This window comes from Streptomyces sp. GbtcB6 (assembly GCF_019091475.1).
Taxonomy (GTDB): Bacteria; Actinomycetota; Actinomycetes; order Streptomycetales; family Streptomycetaceae; genus Streptomyces; species Streptomyces hyaluromycini.
Genome location: NZ_JAGXJL010000001.1, coordinates 604,254 through 622,079, shown reverse-complemented (window position 1 = coordinate 622,079; position 17,826 = coordinate 604,254). Strand labels below are relative to the sequence as shown.

21 protein-coding genes are annotated in these 17,826 nt (G+C 72.2%); 10 read left to right on the top strand and 11 right to left on the bottom strand.

Features of this window, described 5'->3' with window-relative positions:
* Window positions 1-48: 48 nt before the first annotated feature.
* The 3 genes from KVT45_RS02840 to KVT45_RS02830 all read left to right on the top strand — a co-directional run bounded on the left by KVT45_RS02840 (window position 49) and on the right by KVT45_RS02830 (window position 2,252).
* Window positions 49-726 carry a class II aldolase/adducin family protein gene (locus KVT45_RS02840; protein WP_217544821.1) on the top strand — a complete coding sequence of 226 codons (678 nt, stop codon included), beginning with the start codon at window positions 49-51 and terminating at the stop codon, window positions 724-726.
* The gene (locus KVT45_RS02835) at window positions 723-1,652 is read left to right on the top strand and encodes a carbohydrate kinase family protein (RefSeq protein ID WP_217544820.1); all 930 of its coding nucleotides are present in this window, start codon (window positions 723-725) and stop codon (window positions 1,650-1,652) included. The genes KVT45_RS02840 and KVT45_RS02835 overlap by 4 nt, the downstream gene beginning before the upstream one ends.
* A gap of 204 nt (window positions 1,653-1,856) precedes the next feature.
* Window positions 1,857-2,252, top strand: a complete 396-nt coding sequence (locus tag KVT45_RS02830; protein WP_217544819.1) for a luciferase family protein — start codon at window positions 1,857-1,859, stop codon at window positions 2,250-2,252.
* 30 nt (window positions 2,253-2,282) lie between these two features.
* Here KVT45_RS02830 and KVT45_RS02825 read toward each other — a convergent pair whose 3' ends face one another.
* A complete protein-coding gene (locus KVT45_RS02825) occupies window positions 2,283-3,062 on the bottom strand; it encodes a DeoR/GlpR family DNA-binding transcription regulator (RefSeq protein WP_217544818.1) in 780 nt (259 codons plus the stop codon).
* 134 nt (window positions 3,063-3,196) lie between these two features.
* On the opposite strand from KVT45_RS02825, the gene KVT45_RS02820 reads away from it, so the two are divergent.
* Window positions 3,197-4,090 carry an SIS domain-containing protein gene (locus KVT45_RS02820; protein ID WP_217544817.1) on the top strand — a complete coding sequence of 298 codons (894 nt, stop codon included), beginning with the start codon at window positions 3,197-3,199 and terminating at the stop codon, window positions 4,088-4,090.
* A gap of 2 nt (window positions 4,091-4,092) precedes the next feature.
* Complete coding sequence (locus tag KVT45_RS02815; protein ID WP_217544816.1) at window positions 4,093-4,959, top strand: class II fructose-bisphosphate aldolase; 867 nt, start codon at window positions 4,093-4,095, stop codon at window positions 4,957-4,959.
* Here the strand turns inward: KVT45_RS02815 and KVT45_RS02810 are convergent.
* Window positions 4,946-6,076 (bottom strand): methyltransferase, encoded by a 1,131-nt coding sequence (locus KVT45_RS02810; RefSeq protein WP_217544815.1) that lies wholly within the window; start codon window positions 6,074-6,076, stop codon window positions 4,946-4,948. The two genes, KVT45_RS02815 and KVT45_RS02810, sit on opposite strands and share 14 nt — an antisense overlap.
* A 67-nt stretch (window positions 6,077-6,143) precedes the next feature.
* On the opposite strand from KVT45_RS02810, the gene KVT45_RS02805 reads away from it, so the two are divergent.
* Together KVT45_RS02805 and KVT45_RS02800 are read left to right on the top strand one after the other, a co-directional pair.
* A complete protein-coding gene (locus tag KVT45_RS02805; protein ID WP_217544814.1) occupies window positions 6,144-6,794 on the top strand; it encodes an alpha-ketoglutarate-dependent dioxygenase AlkB in 651 nt (216 codons plus the stop codon).
* Window positions 6,795-6,923: 129 nt separating this feature from the next.
* Window positions 6,924-8,159, top strand: coding sequence for an ROK family protein (locus KVT45_RS02800; protein ID WP_217544813.1), 1,236 nt, complete (start codon window positions 6,924-6,926; stop codon window positions 8,157-8,159).
* A 34-nt stretch (window positions 8,160-8,193) separates the two neighbouring features.
* Here KVT45_RS02800 and ilvY read toward each other — a convergent pair whose 3' ends face one another.
* Window positions 8,194-9,048, bottom strand: a complete 855-nt coding sequence (gene ilvY / locus KVT45_RS02795) for an HTH-type transcriptional activator IlvY (RefSeq protein WP_217544882.1) — start codon at window positions 9,046-9,048, stop codon at window positions 8,194-8,196.
* An 88-nt stretch (window positions 9,049-9,136) separates the two neighbouring features.
* Here ilvY and KVT45_RS02790 point away from each other — a divergent pair, with 88 nt between their 5' ends.
* The gene (locus KVT45_RS02790; RefSeq protein WP_217544812.1) at window positions 9,137-10,609 is read left to right on the top strand and encodes a ketol-acid reductoisomerase; all 1,473 of its coding nucleotides are present in this window, start codon (window positions 9,137-9,139) and stop codon (window positions 10,607-10,609) included.
* Between the two features lie 5 nt (window positions 10,610-10,614).
* Here the strand turns inward: KVT45_RS02790 and KVT45_RS02785 are convergent, their stop codons facing one another.
* Genes KVT45_RS02785 through KVT45_RS02770 form a run of 4 tightly spaced genes read right to left on the bottom strand, consistent with a single transcriptional unit; the run spans window position 10,615 to window position 13,096 of the window.
* Window positions 10,615-11,523: a phosphotriesterase gene (locus tag KVT45_RS02785; RefSeq protein WP_217544811.1), complete on the bottom strand. Its 909-nt coding sequence runs from the start codon at window positions 11,521-11,523 to the stop codon at window positions 10,615-10,617.
* Window positions 11,524-11,531: 8 nt separating this feature from the next.
* Entirely contained in the window at window positions 11,532-12,116 is a 585-nt protein-coding gene (locus KVT45_RS02780) for a DUF4865 family protein (protein WP_217544810.1), read from the bottom strand.
* A 15-nt stretch (window positions 12,117-12,131) separates the two neighbouring features.
* Complete coding sequence (locus tag KVT45_RS02775; RefSeq protein ID WP_217544809.1) at window positions 12,132-12,521, bottom strand: cupin domain-containing protein; 390 nt, start codon at window positions 12,519-12,521, stop codon at window positions 12,132-12,134.
* 5 nt (window positions 12,522-12,526) lie between these two features.
* Window positions 12,527-13,096 carry a TetR/AcrR family transcriptional regulator gene (locus KVT45_RS02770; RefSeq protein WP_217544808.1) on the bottom strand — a complete coding sequence of 190 codons (570 nt, stop codon included), beginning with the start codon at window positions 13,094-13,096 and terminating at the stop codon, window positions 12,527-12,529.
* Window positions 13,097-13,256: 160 nt separating this feature from the next.
* On the opposite strand from KVT45_RS02770, the gene KVT45_RS02765 reads away from it, so the two are divergent.
* The gene (locus tag KVT45_RS02765) at window positions 13,257-13,547 is read left to right on the top strand and encodes an SHOCT domain-containing protein (RefSeq protein ID WP_217544807.1); all 291 of its coding nucleotides are present in this window, start codon (window positions 13,257-13,259) and stop codon (window positions 13,545-13,547) included.
* A 47-nt stretch (window positions 13,548-13,594) separates the two neighbouring features.
* On the opposite strand, the gene KVT45_RS02760 is transcribed toward KVT45_RS02765, so the two are convergent.
* Together KVT45_RS02760 and KVT45_RS02755 are read right to left on the bottom strand one after the other, a co-directional pair.
* Window positions 13,595-14,191, bottom strand: a complete 597-nt coding sequence (locus tag KVT45_RS02760) for an ATP-binding protein (protein WP_217544806.1) — start codon at window positions 14,189-14,191, stop codon at window positions 13,595-13,597.
* 214 nt (window positions 14,192-14,405) lie between these two features.
* Window positions 14,406-14,729 carry a hypothetical protein gene (locus KVT45_RS02755; RefSeq protein ID WP_217544805.1) on the bottom strand — a complete coding sequence of 108 codons (324 nt, stop codon included), beginning with the start codon at window positions 14,727-14,729 and terminating at the stop codon, window positions 14,406-14,408.
* A gap of 369 nt (window positions 14,730-15,098) precedes the next feature.
* Here KVT45_RS02755 and KVT45_RS02750 point away from each other — a divergent pair, with 369 nt between their 5' ends.
* Complete coding sequence (locus tag KVT45_RS02750) at window positions 15,099-16,223, top strand: PLP-dependent cysteine synthase family protein (RefSeq protein WP_217544804.1); 1,125 nt, start codon at window positions 15,099-15,101, stop codon at window positions 16,221-16,223.
* 4 nt (window positions 16,224-16,227) lie between these two features.
* Here KVT45_RS02750 and KVT45_RS02745 read toward each other — a convergent pair whose 3' ends face one another.
* Together KVT45_RS02745 and KVT45_RS02740 are read right to left on the bottom strand one after the other, a co-directional pair.
* Complete coding sequence (locus KVT45_RS02745) at window positions 16,228-16,698, bottom strand: SRPBCC family protein (protein WP_217544803.1); 471 nt, start codon at window positions 16,696-16,698, stop codon at window positions 16,228-16,230.
* 88 nt (window positions 16,699-16,786) lie between these two features.
* Window positions 16,787-17,605 carry a DeoR/GlpR family DNA-binding transcription regulator gene (locus tag KVT45_RS02740; RefSeq protein WP_217544802.1) on the bottom strand — a complete coding sequence of 273 codons (819 nt, stop codon included), beginning with the start codon at window positions 17,603-17,605 and terminating at the stop codon, window positions 16,787-16,789.
* Between the last annotated feature and the right edge of the window lie 221 nt (window positions 17,606-17,826).

Genomic DNA, 17,826 nt, shown 5'->3' with positions numbered 1-17,826 from the left:
CTGAATCTGAACGTGACTTTGTTTCAGGTTTACGTTAGCGTCGCGGCCATGACGGACTCAAGCTCCGCGCTGGTTCAGGAACGGGCCGCGGTGGCGGACGTCTGCCGTCGGCTGGGAGCTGCGGGCCTGCTCATCGGTACGGCGGGAAACGTCAGCGTGCGGGTGGGGGACCGGGTCGCGGTCACCGCCACCGGCGCGGTGCTCGCCCAGCTCACCGCGGGACAGGTGACGGTGGTCGACCTGGACGGCAAGGTCGTCGCCGGCACCCTGCAGCCGACCTCCGAACTCGACCTGCACCTCGGGGTCTACCGGCGCTACGGTGCCGGCGCGGTCGTCCACACGCATGCCCCGATGGCCACCGCGCTCTCCTGCGTCCTCGACGAACTGCCCTGCATCCACTACCAGTTGCTCGCCCTCGGCGGCACCGTGCGGGTGGCGCCGTACGCCACCTTCGGCACCCCGGAACTCGCCGAGTCGGTGCTCGCCGCGCTCGACGGCCGCAGCGCCGCCCTGCTGGCCAACCACGGCTCGGTCACCGTCGGCCCGACCCTCGACAAGGCCGTCGAGAACGCCCTGTTGCTTGAATGGGCCTGCGGTGTCTACCAGCACGCGGCTGCCCTGGGGACGCCCCGCGTCCTGGACGAGCGGCAGCAACTCGCGGTGATCGAGGCCGCGATCGCCCGGAACTACGGCACCACCCGAACCCTGCAGGAGGGCAAGCCATGAGAGTGGTCACGATGGGCGTGCATGTGCTGGACGTGCTGGTCCGGCCGGTGGACGCGATACCCGAGGGCCAGGGCGCCACCCTGGTCGAGGACATCAGGATGACCGCGGCCGGGACCGCCGGCGGGACCGCGCTCAGCCTCGCCAAGCTCGGCGCCACCGTGCGGAGCGCCGGGGCCATCGGCGCCGACGCGACCGGTGACATGCTGGTGCAGCTGCTCGGCAAGGCCGGGATCGACACCGGCTTCCTCGTCCGTCGTGCCGACACCGCCACCTCGGCGAGCGTGCTGCCCATTCGACCCAACGGCGACCGGCCGTCCCTGCACCTGCTCGGCGCCAACATCACCTACGGCGTCGACGACGTGCCCTGGGACGCTCTCGCCGAAGCCACTCATCTCCATCTCGGCGGACCGGAGTTGATCGGAGTCGACGTCGCCGCGCGCATCCTGCACTTCGCCAAGGAGCACGGCGTGACGACCTCCGTGGACCTGCTCGCGCCCGGAGTGCTCGGCAGCTTCGAGCAGATCGCGGCGGCGCTGCCGTACGTCGACCACCTCCTCCCCAACGACGACCAGGTACTGGGCTTCTCCGGCGAGGACGACCTGGTGGCCGGCGCGAAGAAGCTGGTCGGTGCCGGCGCCGGGCTGGTCGCGGTCACCCGGGGCGGCGACGGCGCGCTGCTGGTCACCGCGGAGGGCGCCGAGCCGGTGCCCGCCTTCGAGATCGACGTCGTGGACACCACCGGCTGCGGCGACGCCTTCTCGGCCGGATTCGTCTACGGCATCGGGCTGGGCCGCACCCCGCACGACTCCGCCGTCCTCGGCAACGCCGTGGCGGCACTGGTCGCCCAGGGCCTCGGCAGCGATCACGGCGACTTCGACCTCGCCGCTGCCGACGCGTTCGCGGCGACGGCTGTCAGACGCGCGTAGGGCAGGTGCCGGACCTGCGTAGAACGTGACGTCCACCACGATCGTACCGAACACCCGAGAGGTACCTTACGTCCCTCGAATCACTGAAATCCTGCGGATATTCACTCGTCCCAGGCGTATGTGTTCGTACAGAGTCCGGCAACAGCTCGGTTAATAACTGCTCGCTGGTTGGTTACCGGAGAGTGAGCGGGCCATGATGGGCCCATGACGTTGGCCTCGCGCGCTCTGGCGCAACTGGCGACCTGGCCCGACCTGACCCAGGCCGTACCGAGCTGCGGTCTGGGCCAGGCCGTGAGTTCGGCGGAGGGCGAGGTCGCGCACTTCCACTCCGACCGCGATGTGGACCTGCGTCTGACCGCCCACGCCATCCGGCACTTCGCCAAGGACCTCAAGAGCACGGGGGCGATCCGGATCGTCCCGGGCTCGCAGTGGGTGACCATACGCCTCGACGCCGCGAGCGACGTCGACCTGCTGCTCACCCTGGTGAGCGTCGCCCTCCAGGCCCACCAGAGCTGGCCCGACCCGGCCGACCGGCCCGTGTTCGGCTGCAACGACCAGCGGGGCGCGGGATTCGTCAGCGCGGACACCAGCGGGATGTGACAAGGAGCCGAGTGACCGGGGTGCACCGCGTCACACGGTCACGACCCGGATCCCCGCCTCCTCGAACCGGCGCACCTCCTCCGGCTCCGCCGCCGTGTCCGTGACCAGCGTGTCCACCAGTTCCGCCGCGCAGATCCGGGCGAACGCCCGCCCGCCCAGCTTGCTGGAGTCGGCGGCGACGATCACGCGGGCCGCGCGCTCGCACAGCAGCCGGTTGACCGCGGCCTCGGCCTCGTCGTGGGCGGCCGCCCCGTGCGTGACGTCGAAGCCGACCACCCCGAGCACCGCCACATCAAGGGTGATCTGACTCAGCACCCCGTCCGCGAGCGGCCCGATGAGCTCGTACGACTGGGGCCGCGCGACCCCGCCCGTCACCACGATCTTGAACTGGGGCCGCACCGCGAGCTCGTTGGCGATGTTGAGCGCGTTCGTGACGATCGTCAGCGCCGGCGCACCGGTGGCCAGGTCGCCCCGCACCGCCAGGGCGCGGGCCACCTCCGTGGTGGTCGTGCCGCCCGTCAGCCCCACCGCCTCGCCCGGCGCGACCAGATCCGCCACCGCCTTGGCGATCCGCTGCTTCTCCGAGGCCTGCCGGGCCGTCTTGTAGCGCAACGGCAGCTCGTACGACACCCCGTGGACCACCGCCCCGCCCCGGGTGCGCACCAGCATCTGCTGCTCGGCGAGCTGGTCGAGGTCCCGGCGGATGGTGGCCGCCGAGACCGCCAGCTCGGCCGCCGCCTCCTCGACCTCAAGGCGGCCGCGCTCGACCAGCAGCTCGAGCAGTGCCTTCCAGCGGGCGTCGCGCGACATCCGCCGCCTCCGTTCCTCGATCTTCCGGTGACCCTAGCGCACCTGACTTTGGGTGGGGTGCTTGATTGTGATTGAAATCTGGTCCTATCTTGCAAGAACAATCACGGTGCGCATCCCAGGGGAGGGACAGTGGTATGTCACATATCACCGAAGAGCTGAGCAGCCAGCCCGACTGCTGGATACGAGCCGCCACCGAGGCCACCCGCCAAGCGCACGCGCTCCCGGCGCCGGGAGCGCGGGTGGCGATCGTCGGCTGTGGCACCTCGTACTTCATGGCCCAGGCCGCTGCCGTACTGCGCGAGTCCGCGGGGCACGGGGAGACGGACGCCTTCGCCGCCTCGGAGTTCCCGCACGGGCGGTCGTACGACCGGGTAATTGCCCTCACCCGCTCCGGCACCACCACCGAAGTGCTGGACCTGCTGGGCGAGTTGAAGGGGCGGGTGCGCACCGCAGCGGTCACCGCCGACCCCGGCACCCCGGTGTCGGAGGCCGCCGACGACCTCGTCGTCCTGGACTTCGCCGACGAACGCTCCGTCGTCCAGACCCGGTTCGCGACCAGTGCGCTCACCCTGCTCCGCGCCCACCTCGGCCTGCACACCGACGCCGTGGTCGCCGACGCCCGCACCGCACTGTCGACTCCCCTGCCACCGGGGCTGGTCGAGTGCGCCCAGTTCACCTTCCTCGGGCGCGGCTGGACCGTCGGACTCGCGAGCGAGGCCGGACTCAAGATGCGCGAGGCCTCGCTGTCCTGGACCGAGGCCTACCCGGCGATGGAGTACCGGCACGGCCCGATCAGCATCACCACCCGCGCCACGGCCACCTGGATGTTCGGCCCGGCCCCTGCCGGACTCGCCGAACAGGTCGGCGCCACCGGGGGATTGTGGATCCAGGGCACCCTCGACCCGCTCGCCGAACTCGTCCGCGCCCAGCGTCTCGCGGTCGCCGTCGCCGCCGCCCGGGGCCTCGACCCCGACCGGCCGCGCCATCTCACCCGCTCGGTGATCCTCACCCCGTCCGGCGAGGAGTGAGCGTGCCCCTCGCAGCCACCGGCGCACTGCTGACCCGGGCCGTCGAAGTCCGGTCCGCCGTCGCCGCGTTCAACGTCATCGGCCTGGAACACGTGGAGGCCGTCATCGCCGGCGCCGAGGCCGCCGGTTCGCCCGTCGTGCTCCAAGTCAGCGAGAACGCCGTCAAGTTCCGCCACGGACGGCTCCTCCCGCTGGCCCGCGCCGCCACCGTGGCCGCCAAACGCGCCCAGGTGCCCGTCGCGTTGCACCTCGACCACGTCCTGAGCGACGACCTGCTCCGGCAGGCCCCCGGCGCCGGGTTCAGCTCGGTGATGTACGACGCGTCCCGGCTGCCGTACGCCGAGAACCTTGCCACGACCGCAGCCGCCGTCGACTGGGCACACGCCCAAGGTCTCTGGATCGAGGCGGAGTTGGGTGAGGTAGGCGGCAAGGACGGCCGGCCTGCACTGGACGCGCACGCACCCGGGGCGCGTACCGACCCCGTCGAGGCGCGGGACTTCGTCGCCCGCACCGGTGTCGACGCGCTGGCCGTGGCGATCGGCAGCGCGCACGCCATGACCACCCGCACCGCCGCCCTCGACCACGACCTGCTCGAACGCCTCTCGGCCGCCGTGCCGGTCCCGCTCGTCCTGCACGGCTCCTCCGGGGTCCCCGACGAGGGCCTGGTCGCCGCGGTCGCCGGCGGCATCGCCAAGGTCAACGTCGGCACGGCGCTCAACATGGCGATGACCGCGTCCGTCCGCCGTTTCCTCGCGGACCGTCCCGAGGTCGTCGACTCCCGCACCTACCTCGGTGCCGGCCGGGAGGCGATGGCCCGGGAGGTGACCAGGATCATCGGCGTGCTGGCCGGCCGGACTACCCGCGCTTGACCGCCTTCAGCACCACGAACTTCGGGTCGCTCGCGACCAGTTGACTGTTGCCGAACAGGCGGCGCAGCGTCACGTGGTAGCCCAGGTGCCGGTTGCCGATCACCCACAGCTCGCCGCCAGGCCGCAGCGCCCGCTTCGCCCCGCTGAACATCCGCCACGCCGTCGCGTCGGTGGTCGCCTGGTGGGAGTGGAACGGCGGGTTGTTCAGCACCACGTCCACGCTCCCGGCCGCGACCCCGGCCAGCCCGTCCCCGACCCGGAACTCGGCATGCCCGGGAACCCCGTTGGCCTTGTAGGTGGCCTCCGCCGAGGCGACCGCCTGGAACGACTCGTCCACGAACAGCACCTCGGCCGTCGGATCGGCCAGCGCCACCGCGGTACCCACGACCCCGTTCCCGCACCCCAGGTCCACGATCCGCCGGCCCCCCTCGGGCAGATGCGCCAGGAAGAACCGCGTACCGATGTCGAGCCGGTCGGCGCAGAAGACCCCCGCGTGGTTGACGACCGTACGCCCGGAGACCGCGCCGATGCCGTCGGGGAGCGCGTAGCTGTACGGCCACGGATTCTCCGGGCGCGCAAGAGCCGGATCCGGCGTGCAGTGGATCAGCCGGGCCTTCTGCTCGGCCGGCGAGGTCCGGGTCGGCCCGATGATCCGCTCGAACAGCCGGAGCGTCGAGGTATGGATCTCCTTGACCATGCCGGTGCCGATCACGACCGTGCCCGCGTGCACGGCGGGCGCCAGCCGCAGCAGCTGGTCCTCAAGGAGCGCAAGGCTCTTGGGTACCCTTACCAGCAGCACGTCCACCCGCTCCGGCGGCGGATCCTGGGTGGTCAGCAACTGCACCGCGCCCGGCTCGACACCCGCGCGCGCCAGGTTCACGCGAGTCGCCTCCTGGCTCAGGTACGAGTCGGTGATCTGCACCGGCCGGTGCTCGGCCAGCGCCGTGACCAGCGCCCCCCAGCGGTCGCCGAGCACCACGACCGTGCCGGAGAGCCCGATCCGCTCCCGGTCGAGATACCGCAGCAGGTACGCGTCGGAGGCGTCCCAGGCACGCAGCCGGTCGCGCGGATCCTCCGGGAAGCGGGACAGCTCGAACTCGCCCCAGGCAGTCGTCATACGGTCGCTCATCGTGCGTCCAGGCTAGCCGAACCGCAGCTCAGGCCCGGTCGGGCAGGATGGGGGCATGGAGGATGAGCTGTTCCCGAGGGCGCGCGCCCGCATCGCGCCGGGCGCCGTGCACGTCCCCGACTGGCTGGACACGGACCGCCAGCGCGCGCTGCTCACCGCCTGCCGCGACTGGGCCCGGCCCCCGGCGGGCCTGCGCACGGTCCGCACGCCCGGGGGCGGCACGATGACCGCCCGCCAGGTCTGCCTGGGCCGGCACTGGTACCCGTACGCCTACGCCGACACGGTCGTCGACGGCGACGGCAGCCCCGTGAAGCCGTTCCCGGCGTGGCTCGGCGAACTGGGCCGCCGCGCGGTGGCCGACACACTGGGCCCGGCGGCGGCCGGCGGATTGTCGTACGACATCGCACTGATCAATTTCTACGACGCCGACGCTCGGATGGGCATGCACCGTGACGCCGACGAGAGGTCGGACGCGCCCGTGGTGTCGCTGAGCCTGGGAGACGCGTGTGTGTTCCGCTTCGGCAACACGGAGAGCAGGACCAGGCCGTACACGGACGTGGAGCTGCGGTCGGGTGACCTGTTCGTGTTCGGGGGCGAGTCGCGGCTCGCCTATCACGGGGTACCGAGGGTGCACCCGGGCACGGCGCCCCAGGAGCTGGGCCTGACCGGTCGTCTGAACGTCACGTTGAGGGTGAGCGGCTTTTGAATCGCCCGGACTGGAGCGCCCCTCCAGGGGCGCGGGGCTGTATCGACATGCGGCTACCGCCGCGTGGGCGCGACCAGCCACAACGTACCGGCACCGTTCAGGACTACGGATCATGGCAGACTCCCTCTCATGAGCGGAAAGGCGGCCCCCGGCCCGACGGGGAACGGAACCTCGAAACCCCGGTTGGACCGAGGACGCGGCGCACTCGGCCCCGCACTGGAACTCGTGCACACCGGCCGCGCCCCCACCCGCGCGGTGCTCACCGCTGAGCTCGGCGTCACCCGGGCCACGGCCGGTGCCGTCGCCGCCGAACTGGAGGCGCTCGGCCTGATCAGCGTCGATGCCCACCCGGGCGCGGCCGCCGGGTCGCAGGGCCGCCCCTCGCACCGGCTCGAGGTCGCCGGGAACGGTCCCGTCGCGCTCGCCGCGCAGGTCCACGCCGACGGGTTCCGTGCGGCGCTGGTCGGTCTGGGCGGCCGGATCGTCGCGACCGCGCCCGGCTGCGAGGCGGTCGACGCCGACCCGGCGAAGGTGCTCGGCTCGGTGGTCGAGGCCGGTGCCGACCTCCTGCGCACCACCGGCCTCCGCTGTGTCGGCGCCGGCCTCGCCGTGCCGTCCGCCGTCGCGGAACCGGAGGGCCTGGCCCTCAACCCCCTCCACCTGGCCTGGCCGGTGGGGGCGCCCGTGCGCCGGATCTTCGCGGAGTGCGTGCGGGCGGCCGGGATCACCGGCCCGGCGTTCGCGGGCAACGACGTGAACCTGGCCGCGCTGGCCGAGCACCGGCACGGCGCGGGCCGGGGCGCCCGGGACCTGCTGTGCGTGGCCACCGGGCACCGGGGCGTCGGCGGCGCGCTGGTTCTGGACGGCCGTCTGCACACCGGGAGTTCGGGCCTCGCCCTGGAGGTCGGCCACCTAGCCGTGAACCCCGAGGGCCGCCCCTGCCACTGCGGCAGCCGGGGCTGCCTGGATGTGGAGGCCGATCCGCTGGCGCTGCTGATCGAGGCGGGCCGCGAGCCCGGCCCCGAGGTGTCGCTGCTCCGGCAGGCCGAGGACCTGATCCGCGACCACTACGCCGACCCGACCGTCCGCAGGGCCACCTCGGCCCTGATCGACCGGCTCGGCCTCGGCCTGGCGGGGCTCGTCAACATCCTCAACCCCGACCGCATCATCCTCGGCGGCCTGCACCGCACCCTCCTGGACGCCGATCCGGAGCGGCTGCGTGCCGTGGTCGCCGACCGGAGTCTGTGGGGCCAGAGCGGCAGTGTGCCGATCCTGCCGTGCACGCTGAGCCACAACAGCCTGGTGGGGGCGGCAGAGTTGGCCTGGCAGCCGGTGCTGGACGACCCGCTGGCCGCGCTTCGGTAACGGCCTGTCACCGCAACGGCCCACCGCTGCCCGCCTACCACTGCGCCGTCAGGCTCCACAGCGCCGCCACCAGCGGCCGCCTGAGGTCGGACCGGCGTACGCACAGGCCGATCGGGAACGGCTCCGGCGCGGGGTCGGCCGGCAGCACCGCGATCCGGTCCCGCACCCCGCTGTGTTCCAGGACCAGCCGGGGGACCACCCCCGTGCCGCAGCCCAGGGCGACCAGGGCCAACAGGGCCTCGTGGCCGTCCGGTTCGCAGGCGACGTCCACGGGCCGCCCCCGCGCCCGCAACCAGCGGTCGGCCGCCTCGCGCACCAGACCGCGCTGGGGGAGCACGAACGGGCCGTCCAGGCCGGGGTCCGGGCGGTCGCGCGCGGTGACCAGGACCAGGTCGGTGACCGTGACGGTCCGGCCGACCAGCGGTTCCGGCAGCCGCGCCGGGATCCCGGCCACGGCCACGTCGGCCTCGCCCTCGTCGAGCCTGGCCATCGCGGCCGCCGCGTCCCCGGTGCGCAGATCCAGCCGTACCTGGGGGTGCGCCGTACGGAACGGCGCCAACAGGTCGGGCAGCAGCGCCTGGCAGGCGGTCACGGTGGCGAACACCGCAAGTTTGCCGGTGAGTTCGGCCGGGTCGGGTCGCTCGTCGCGGTAGGACTGCCACAACTCCAGTGCCTGCACGGCGTATTCACGGAAGCGCTGGCCCTCCGCCGTCAGGGACACCCCGCGCGGGCCCCGGTCGAACAGCCGGTGGCCCAGCTCCGCCTCCAGCCGCTGCACGGTCCGGGTCAGCGTCGCCGGGCTGACGTGGCAGTCCAGGCTGGTCCGCCCGAAGTTCAGGGACTGCGCGAGATGGAGGAAGAGCCGCAGCCCCCGATGATCGTCCCGCACCCGGTGACCAGTCCCTTTCATGATCCGCAACAGACCGCTGCGAAAGTTGCGCTTGCCGCAACGTCCGCCCGGAGCCTACAACTCGACCATGACCTCGACGACCACCTACACCTCCGGTGTCTTCGCACTCGAAACCATGGACGTGCCCGGCGGCACGGAGACCATCCTGCGCGGCGGACGGCACCTCTTCCCCCTGCTGCCCCAGGCGTTCGCCGGGGTCGGCCGGATCGGCGTCCTCGGCTGGGGCCCGCAGGGCCGCGCCCAGGCCCGCAACCTGCGCGACTCCCTCGCCGACACCGACATCACCGTCACCGTGGGCCTGCGCCCCGGCTCCGCCTCGGCCGCCGACGCCCGCGAGCACGGCTTCACCGAGGAGAACGGCACCCTCGGCGACTGGCTCGCCGTCGCCGCCGACAGCGACCTGCTCCTCCTGCTGATCGCCGACGCAGCCCTCGCCACCCACCACCAGAAGATCTTCGCCGCGCTCAAGCCCGGCGCGGTCATCGGCCTCTCGCACGGCTTCCTGCTGGGCCATCTGCGGGAGACCGGCGGCGACTTCCCGGCCGGCCACGGCGTGATCGCCGTCTGCCCCAAGGGCATGGGCGACTCCGTGCGCCGCCTCTACGAACAGGGCGCCGAGATCAACGGCGCCGGGATCAACAGCAGTTTCGCCGTGCACGCAGACCCGGACGGCCGGGCCACCGACCTCGCCCTCGGCTGGTCGGTCGCGCTCGGCGCGCCGTACACCTTCCGCACCACGCTCGAGAGCGAGTACCGCTCGGACATCGTCGGCGAACGCGCCATCCTGCTCGGCGCCGTGCACGGCATCGTCGAGAGCCTGTACAGCCACTACCGGCTCGCCGGGGACGACGAGGTGACGGCGTACGAGCGGTCCTGCGAGAACGTGACCGGGCCCATCGCCCGGACCATCTCCCGGGCGGGGCTGCGGGCCGTCCGCGAGGACCTCGACCCGGCCGGGCGCGAGGTCTTCGACCGGGCGTACACGGCGACGTACGGGCCGGCCCGCGAGCTCGTCGCCGAGATCTACGACGAGGTCGCCGACGGCACCGAGCTGCGCAGTGTGATCCTGGCCGAACGGCGGCTCGGGAAGCGGGAGATGAGCCGGATCGGTGGTTCGCCGATGTGGGCGGCGGGGGAGCGGGTGCGGGCCCGGCGGGCCGAACGGGAGCCGGCCGTCGAGCCGTTCACCGCCGGGGTGTTCGTGGCCACGATGATGGCGCAGGTCGACGAGTTCGCCGAGCGCGGCCACCCCTGGTCGGAGATCGTCAACGAGTCTGTCATCGAGGCGGTCGACTCGCTGCTGCCCTACATGCACGCCCGCGATGTGGCGTACATGGTCGACAACTGCTCCCGCACGGCCCGTCTCGGCACCCGCCGCTGGGGCCCGCGCTTCCTGGCGGCCTTCGAGCAGATCGCCTACCCGGCGGCGGAACTCCCCGCGGACCAGGACCTGTTGACCGCCTTCGGCACCCACCCGGCCCACGAGGCGCTGGCCGCCGCCGCGAAGCTCCGCCCGTCGGTGGACATCTCGGTGGCCTGAACGGGTCAGCGCCAGTCGACGGCGAAGGCCCGGGCCGGGTTGCCGGTGAGGATACGTTCGACGTGCTCCGCACCCAGCTCGGCCACCAGTCGCGGCCGCACCCGCCGAAGCAGGTACGGCATCCCGGGTCCGCCGTCCACTGACCGGGCCCCCGCCACCACGGTGTCCCCGCCGAGCAGCAGCCGGTCCCCGAACCCGGCCTCGGCCAGGGCCAGTACGGCCTCCGGCATCCGCCAGTCGGTGGCGTGGTTGGCCCGGGACGGTCCGTCGAAGGCCAGCCAGCAGCCGGCGGCGGCAGCCTGCCGCTGCACGACGAGGTCGGGGGAGCGGTTGAGGTGGCCGAGGATCACCCGGTCGCCGGGGACGCCCAACTCACCGCAGAGCAGGTCGAGTACGTCGAGCGCGCCGGTGCCCAGCTCCAGATGGACGGCGATCGGCGCGCCCGTCGCGTGGTGGGCCTCGGCCGCCGCGGTCATCGTCCGGCGGGCGTGTGCGTCGAGGTGGTGGAAGCCGCCCGCCACCTTGACCAGACCGGCGCGCACCCCGGACGTCCCGATGCCCTCGGTCAGTTCGGAGACGAAGACCTCGGCGAGCCGCCCGCGTAGCCCGTCGAGCAACTCCGGGGTGTAGTGCGCCGCCTGGTGCAGTCCCGTCGCGCAGACCACGTGCACACCGGCGGCCCGGGACAGCAGCGGCAGATCGGCGGCCCGCCGTCCCATCCCGTACGGCGTCCACTGCACGACGGCCGACCCGCCCGCAGCCCGGAACGCCTCCAGCTCGGCCCGTGCGGCGCTCGCGTCGTTCAGTTCCCGCCCCGGCAGCCGGGGGCTGCGGAGGAAGAGGTGGTCGTGCGCGTCGCAGACACCCAGGTCCGCGGGCCGGATGTCACCGAGGACCGTACGGACTTTGCCCACCGCTGCGCTCACCACTGCCGCCCGCGCGGCAGCGCCCCGCGCCCCGGCTCCGACAGGTGCAGTACCTGGAAGACATCGCCCTCGGCCTTGGGCGCGTCGTGCTCCCAGAGCGAGAAGTGGACCAGCTCCCAGGCGCCCGTGTCCACGGCGGACGCCGCCAGCACGGCACCGTCCGCGGCGGCCAGCCGCGCTGTCCCGTCCGCCGCGTCCGCCATGAAGGCGGCCAACTCGACACCGTCCGGCACCGGTTGCCGCCGTCGCACCGCGAACGCGGCAGGGGAGCCGGCGGCAGTGCCCTCCTCGAAGGCCAGGCCCGTCCACTGCCGTATCCGCGGCCGCCCGAAGTCGTCGACCGGCCCCTGGAAAGCGCCTCCCCAGAGGAAGCCGTTCATGCCCGCCACGGTGTTCCAGAGGTAGAACGGCCCGTACTGGTTCACCGGCGAGCCGTGAAGTCCTCGCTCGCGCATGAGGTAGGTCTTGACGCCGAGGCCGTCCCAGTCGTCCAGCAGATGCCCGACGCGGGCGACGCGGGCGCGGATGACGCCCATGTCGTAGTCCGCGGGCAGGGTGAACTCGTACTGCATGGCGTGCATGGCGCTCGTCCCTTCTCAGGCCGGGTAGTCGGTCACGTGCTCATGCCACTCGATGGTCGTGCCGTCCTCGGCGGCCTCCACGACCGCGAGATGCGTCATGAAGCTGCGCGGCGCGGCACCGTGCCAGTGCCACTCACCCGGCTCGATCCACACCGTGTCGCCCGCGCGGATCGTCTCGGCCTCGCCACCCCTGCGCTGCACCAGCCCCTCACCCTCAAGGACGTGCAGCACCTGGCCGTGCGGATGCCGGTGCCAGGCGGTGTGGGCGCCGGGCGCGAAATGGACGTTGAACATGCGCAGCCGGGACGGTGCGACGGGCGCGGCGATCTCGTCCAGCCACACCGTGCCGGTGAAGTTCTCCGCCGGGCCCTGCAGGGTGTCCGGGCGCTTCCTGGTGATGTGCACGTATGTCAGCTCCTCAGCAGGGACAGCAGTCCGCGAACGCCGGCGTCGAACGCGGCGGGGGAACCGGACGCCCGGGCGAGCACATAGCCGCCCTGCACGGTCGCGAGCACGGTCGCGGCGATCTCCTCGCCGTCCACCCGGGGCCCGAACTGCCCTAGCTCCTTGCCCTCTTCGACGATCCCGGCGATCAGCTCCTGGATCCGGTCGAGCGTCTCGTCGACCGGCGCGCGCAATGCGTCGCTCGCGATGATGTCCGGGTCCATCGTCAGCCGCCCGACCGGGCAGCCGCGCAGCACGTCGCGCTCGCGCCGCAGATACGCCTCGATCCGCTCGTACGGCGTGCCCGGCCCGGTGAGCACGGCCTCGGCGGTGGCCAGCAGCTCCTCGGCGGTCCGCCGGATCGCGGCCAGCGCCAGGTCCGGCTTGCCCTTGAAGTGGTGGTACATGCTGCCCTGGCCGGCGCCCGCGCGCTCCAGGATGGCCTTGGGGCTGGTGCCGACGTAACCGCGCTCCCACATCAGCTCACGGGTGGACTCGATCAACCGCTCCGACGTGCTCATGCAGCGACTGTACATACTAGTAGTTACAGAATGCCAGTCCTTTCGGGAGCAGGACTCCAACCGTCCTGTACTCCCCGGGAGGTACGGCCACTGCCGTCGGCCGCACGACGACCCGGACCCCTCCCGGCGGTCAGTCTCGGTGCATCACAACGAGACCCTGGGGAGTTGAACCGATATGCAGACCCTGGCGAACTGGGACGGCGGGCCCGGCCCGTGGATCCTGTTCTTCCCGCTGATCTGGGCGGCCGTCGTGCTCGGCGTCGGCACGTTCCTGCGCCGCACCGCATGGCGCGGCCGCGGCGGACCCTGGCGTCCGACGGACGCGGGGCGTCCGTCCGGCGACTCGCCGCTCGCGGTCCTCGGCCGCCGCTTCGCCTCCGGCGAGATCGACGAGGACGAGTACTGGCGCAGGCTGTCCGTCCTGGAGGAGCAGTTCGGCCGTATCGGCAAGGGCGGTGCGGCATGAGGCGCCAGTGCCGGAGCTGAGACTCGGCGAGGAGACTCACCGCCCGCTCAACTGGCGACAGCCGAGCGGGCGGGAGCGTGTGCGGCACCGGGGACAGCGGCGGTCGCGTGTGCGGTGGCCGGGACGCCGGCGGTCGCATGCGCGGGCGTGGGCGCCCCGGCGGTCGCGGGTTCCGGTTCGGCGATCCGGCGGGGTGCCGGTTCGTCGGCGCGGCGCTGCGGGCGAGCCGTCTTCGGTGTGGCCGCCGGCGCGGGCAGGGTGAACCACACGACCTTGCCGTCGTCGTGCGGCCGTACTCCCCAGCTCTCGCTGACCGCGGCCACCATCGCGAGCCCCCGGCCGCAGGTGGCCATCGGCGCGATCTCCGTGCCGTCCTCGACCACCGGCAGGCGCGGATCGTGGTCACGGACCGACACCGTGAGGCGGTCGAGCTGGAGCTCGATCTCCACGGTGCAGTTCTTGTCGGGCTGGGCATGCCGGTGGACGTTGGTCAGCAACTCCGTCACACCGAGCGCGGCCCGGTCGATCAACGGGTCGAGATGCCAGTAGCGCAACTGCGCAGATACGATTCTGCGGACCTGGCCGATCCGCGAGGGCAATGCTTGGAGCTCCACCGAGCAGTGTCTGCTTGGGTGTTTGATCACGGCTGCGACTCCCCGACGTGAGGTCCGGAAGAACACGGAGAACGGATCCAGCAGGGCGCCGCCGTCCACGGGGCCGCCTGCTGTCGTGGCCGGCGGGCTGGTTCGCAGCGTTATCGCCGGTAAACCCAGAGTGACGTGAGACAAGCGTGGCCCACTGTGTACGGTCCCGCAACTCGCCGTGGCCCGGCGGTCACGCCCCGCAGGCCCGTGCGCCTCAGCGGTCCCGCCCGGCGGCCCGCCGTACCGCCTCGATGAAGCGACGCGCCGCCGGCGGACCGGGCTCGCCCGGTGCCGGATCGTGGTCACCCAGAGTGAGTGAGTAGCGCTGGCCGTTGAGGTCGGCCAGGGCCCGGTCCTCCGACGCGAACCACGGCTTCGAGGCCCGTACCGCCTGTACGGGCGCGCTGTCGATCTCGCTGCCGTAGCTCGTCAGCAGCTGCAGCCTGCCGTCCCTTATCCGGACCTGCCCGGCCCGGGTGAGCGAACGCAGCCGCTTGTCGATCCGCACGCCCTTCGCCGTGAACTCCGGCTCCGCCATTCTGCCCCGCCCCTTTTCGAGTACCTCGGGCACCGGTCCGGAAGCTTGTGGCCCCGGCCGGCGCGCTCCGGCTCGTGTCGTGATCCAGTGTGCGCCCCCGTTCGAGACGTTCGTCCCGTCCGGTGGCAGTCTGCCCGCCCTCGGCGCGGAGCACCAGTACGCACGGAGCGCCGGTCGGGGGGCGCTCGGAGCACTCGCGGCAATGCGCCCCCCGAAGGGTTCTCGCCACTGTTCGCCACTGTTCCCCAGGGGTGCCTTTGAGACGCCCAAAGATGCGTTTATGCAGGTGAGAAGCGTGCGGAAGGTGTTTATGATCGGTGCGTCGGCCGCGTTCGGACGCCGTCGGCGCGAAGCGTAAGGAGTCCCGCCGTGAGCACCACCCCGCAGATCCGGACCGGCGCCACCCTCGACGTCGACCGCAGCGACGCCGCCGGTCGCGACTGGCTCAAAGAAGCAGTCCGCAAGGTCCAGGCGGACGCGAACCGTTCGGCGGACACGCACCTGCTGCGCTTCCCGCTGCCCGAGGCCTGGGGCATCGACCTGTACCTCAAGGACGAGTCGACGCATCCGACCGGAAGCCTCAAGCACCGGCTGGCCCGCTCGCTTTTCCTCTACGGCCTGTGCAATGGCTGGATCCGGCCGGGCCGCCCGGTGATCGAGGCGTCCAGCGGCTCGACGGCCGTCTCCGAGGCGTACTTCGCCAAGCTGATCGGCGTGCCGTTCATCGCCGTCATGCCGCGCACCACCAGCGCCGAGAAGTGCCGGCTCATCGAATTCCACGGCGGGCAGTGCCACTTCGTGGACGACTCCCGGAAAATGTACGAGGAGTCCGCGCGCCTCGCGGTGGAGACCGGCGGCCACTATATGGACCAGTTCACCTACGCCGAACGGGCCACGGACTGGCGCGGCAACAACAACATCGCCGAATCCATCTTCCGCCAGCTGGAGTTGGAGCGGTTCCCGGAGCCGGCCTGGATCGTCGCCACCGCGGGGACCGGCGGTACTTCCGCGACGCTCGCGCGCTATGTCCACTACACCCAGCGCGATACCCGGATCTGTGTCGCCGACCCCGAGAACTCCTGTTTCTTCGAGGGCTGGACCACCGGCGATCCGGACGTCACGTGCGACTGCGGGTCCCGGATCGAGGGCATCGGGCGGCCGCGGATGGAGCCGAGCTTCGTGCCCGGGGCCATCGACCGCATGATGAAGGTGCCCGACGCGGCCAGCGTGGCCGCGGTGCGGGCGCTGGAGCGGGCGATCGGGCGGAAGGCGGGGGGTTCCACCGGGACCGGGCTGTGGAGCGCCCTGAAGATCGTCTCAGAGATGGTGGCCGAGCGGCGGCAGGGGAGCGTGGTGGCACTGCTGTGCGACCCGGGCGACCGCTACCTCGACAAGTACTACTCGGACAGCTGGCTCGCCGAGCAGGGCCTGGACATCGCGCCGTACACGGCGGCGATCGAGTCGCTGCTGGAGACGGGAGTGTGGCGCGGCTGAGCCGCTATCGCGAAAGGCGCCGGTCCAGTTCGCTGACCGCGCCCCGGAAGGCCCGGCCCAGCCCTGCGCGTGCCGCCCTGACCACGAGGCGGAACGGCGCCGTGCCGTCCACGGCGAAGGTCCACTGGACGCGGGTGCCGCTGCCGGACGGGACGAGCCGCCACTCCTCGGCGATGGCGTGCGCGCCGGGCGCGTTGGTCAGGTCAACCCGGTAGGCGTACACCTCGGCCTCCTTGGCCGCGATGACGGTCTCGCGGAAATGCCCGCCGCCCTTGAGCCGGATGTCACGCCCGGCACCGTCGTCGACGGACTCGGCGTGGGTCACCGCGGCGAACCACTCCGCCCAGCCGGGCACGTCGTCGTTGAGCGCGTGGAAGACCCGCTCGGGTGGCGCGGACATCTCCTGCGCGAAGACCAGACGTACGGGTGCGGTCTCGACGAAGTCGAGCCCCACGGGGCGCAGACGACGCGGCATGGACGAGAACCCCCTTGGCCGATAAGGCGGTTGACCGGCCTCGCCACGATAACTGGCGGCCTGTCAGATGTCTGCACCGCCGTCGCGATCAGGCCTCCGTCTCGCCCGCCACCACCAGCCGGCGCAGATGCTCCGAGATCTCCGCACGCGCCGAGGCCGGCAGGCCCGCATCGGTGACCAGCGTGTCGACCTGCTCCAGCTTGGCGAACGAACTCAGGCCCACCGTGCCCCACTTGGTGTGGTCGGCGACCACCACGACCCGCCGGGCCGACTGCACCAGGCGGCGGTTGGTCTCCGCCTCCGCGAGGTTCGGTGTGGACAGGCCGGCCTCGACCGATATGCCGTGCACGCCGAGGAAGAGCAGGTCGAAGTGGAGCGCCGCGATCGCCTGGTCGGCCACCGGGCCCACGAGGGAGTCGGACGGGGTGCGCACCCCGCCGGTCAGCACCACCGTCGCCGCGCCCTGGCGCTGCCCGGAGACGCGCTGCGCCGCGTGGAAGACGTCCGCGACCCGCACCGAGTTCGTCACCACGGTCAGGTCGGGGACCTCCAGGAGATGATGGGCCAGCGCGTACGTCGTCGTACCGCCGGACAGCGCGATCGCCGTGCCCGGTACGACAAGTTCGGCGGCGGCCTGTGCGATGTCCTCCTTGGCGGTCAGCTCCAGCCCCGACTTGGCCTCGAACCCCGGCTCGTGGGTGCTCGCCTCGACCACCGGCACCGCGCCGCCGTGCACCTTCTCCAGCACACCCTGCCGGGCCAGCGCGTCCAGGTCCCGGCGTACGGTCATGTCCGACACGCCGAGCTTGCGCGTCAGCTCGTTGACCCGTACGCCGCCCCGGCGGCGGACCTCGTCCAGAATCAGGGCGCGGCGCTGCTCCGCGAGGAGGTTCTGGTTCTCGCTCACGTACGCTCCGGTCCTCTCGCCTCAAGCCGTCCGACACGCCCTGCGTACCAGCCCCGACCAGGACATTCCATCCGGCTTCGGTGCGCGGGCGCCCCATCCTTTCACGGGACCACACAGGTTGCGCCACTCCCTGTGTCGGTCCACACACGTCATTTGGTCACCACGTGTTGCACTGGGTTTCACACACAACGGGGAGATTCGGTGGCGAGTGGTGTGCGTCA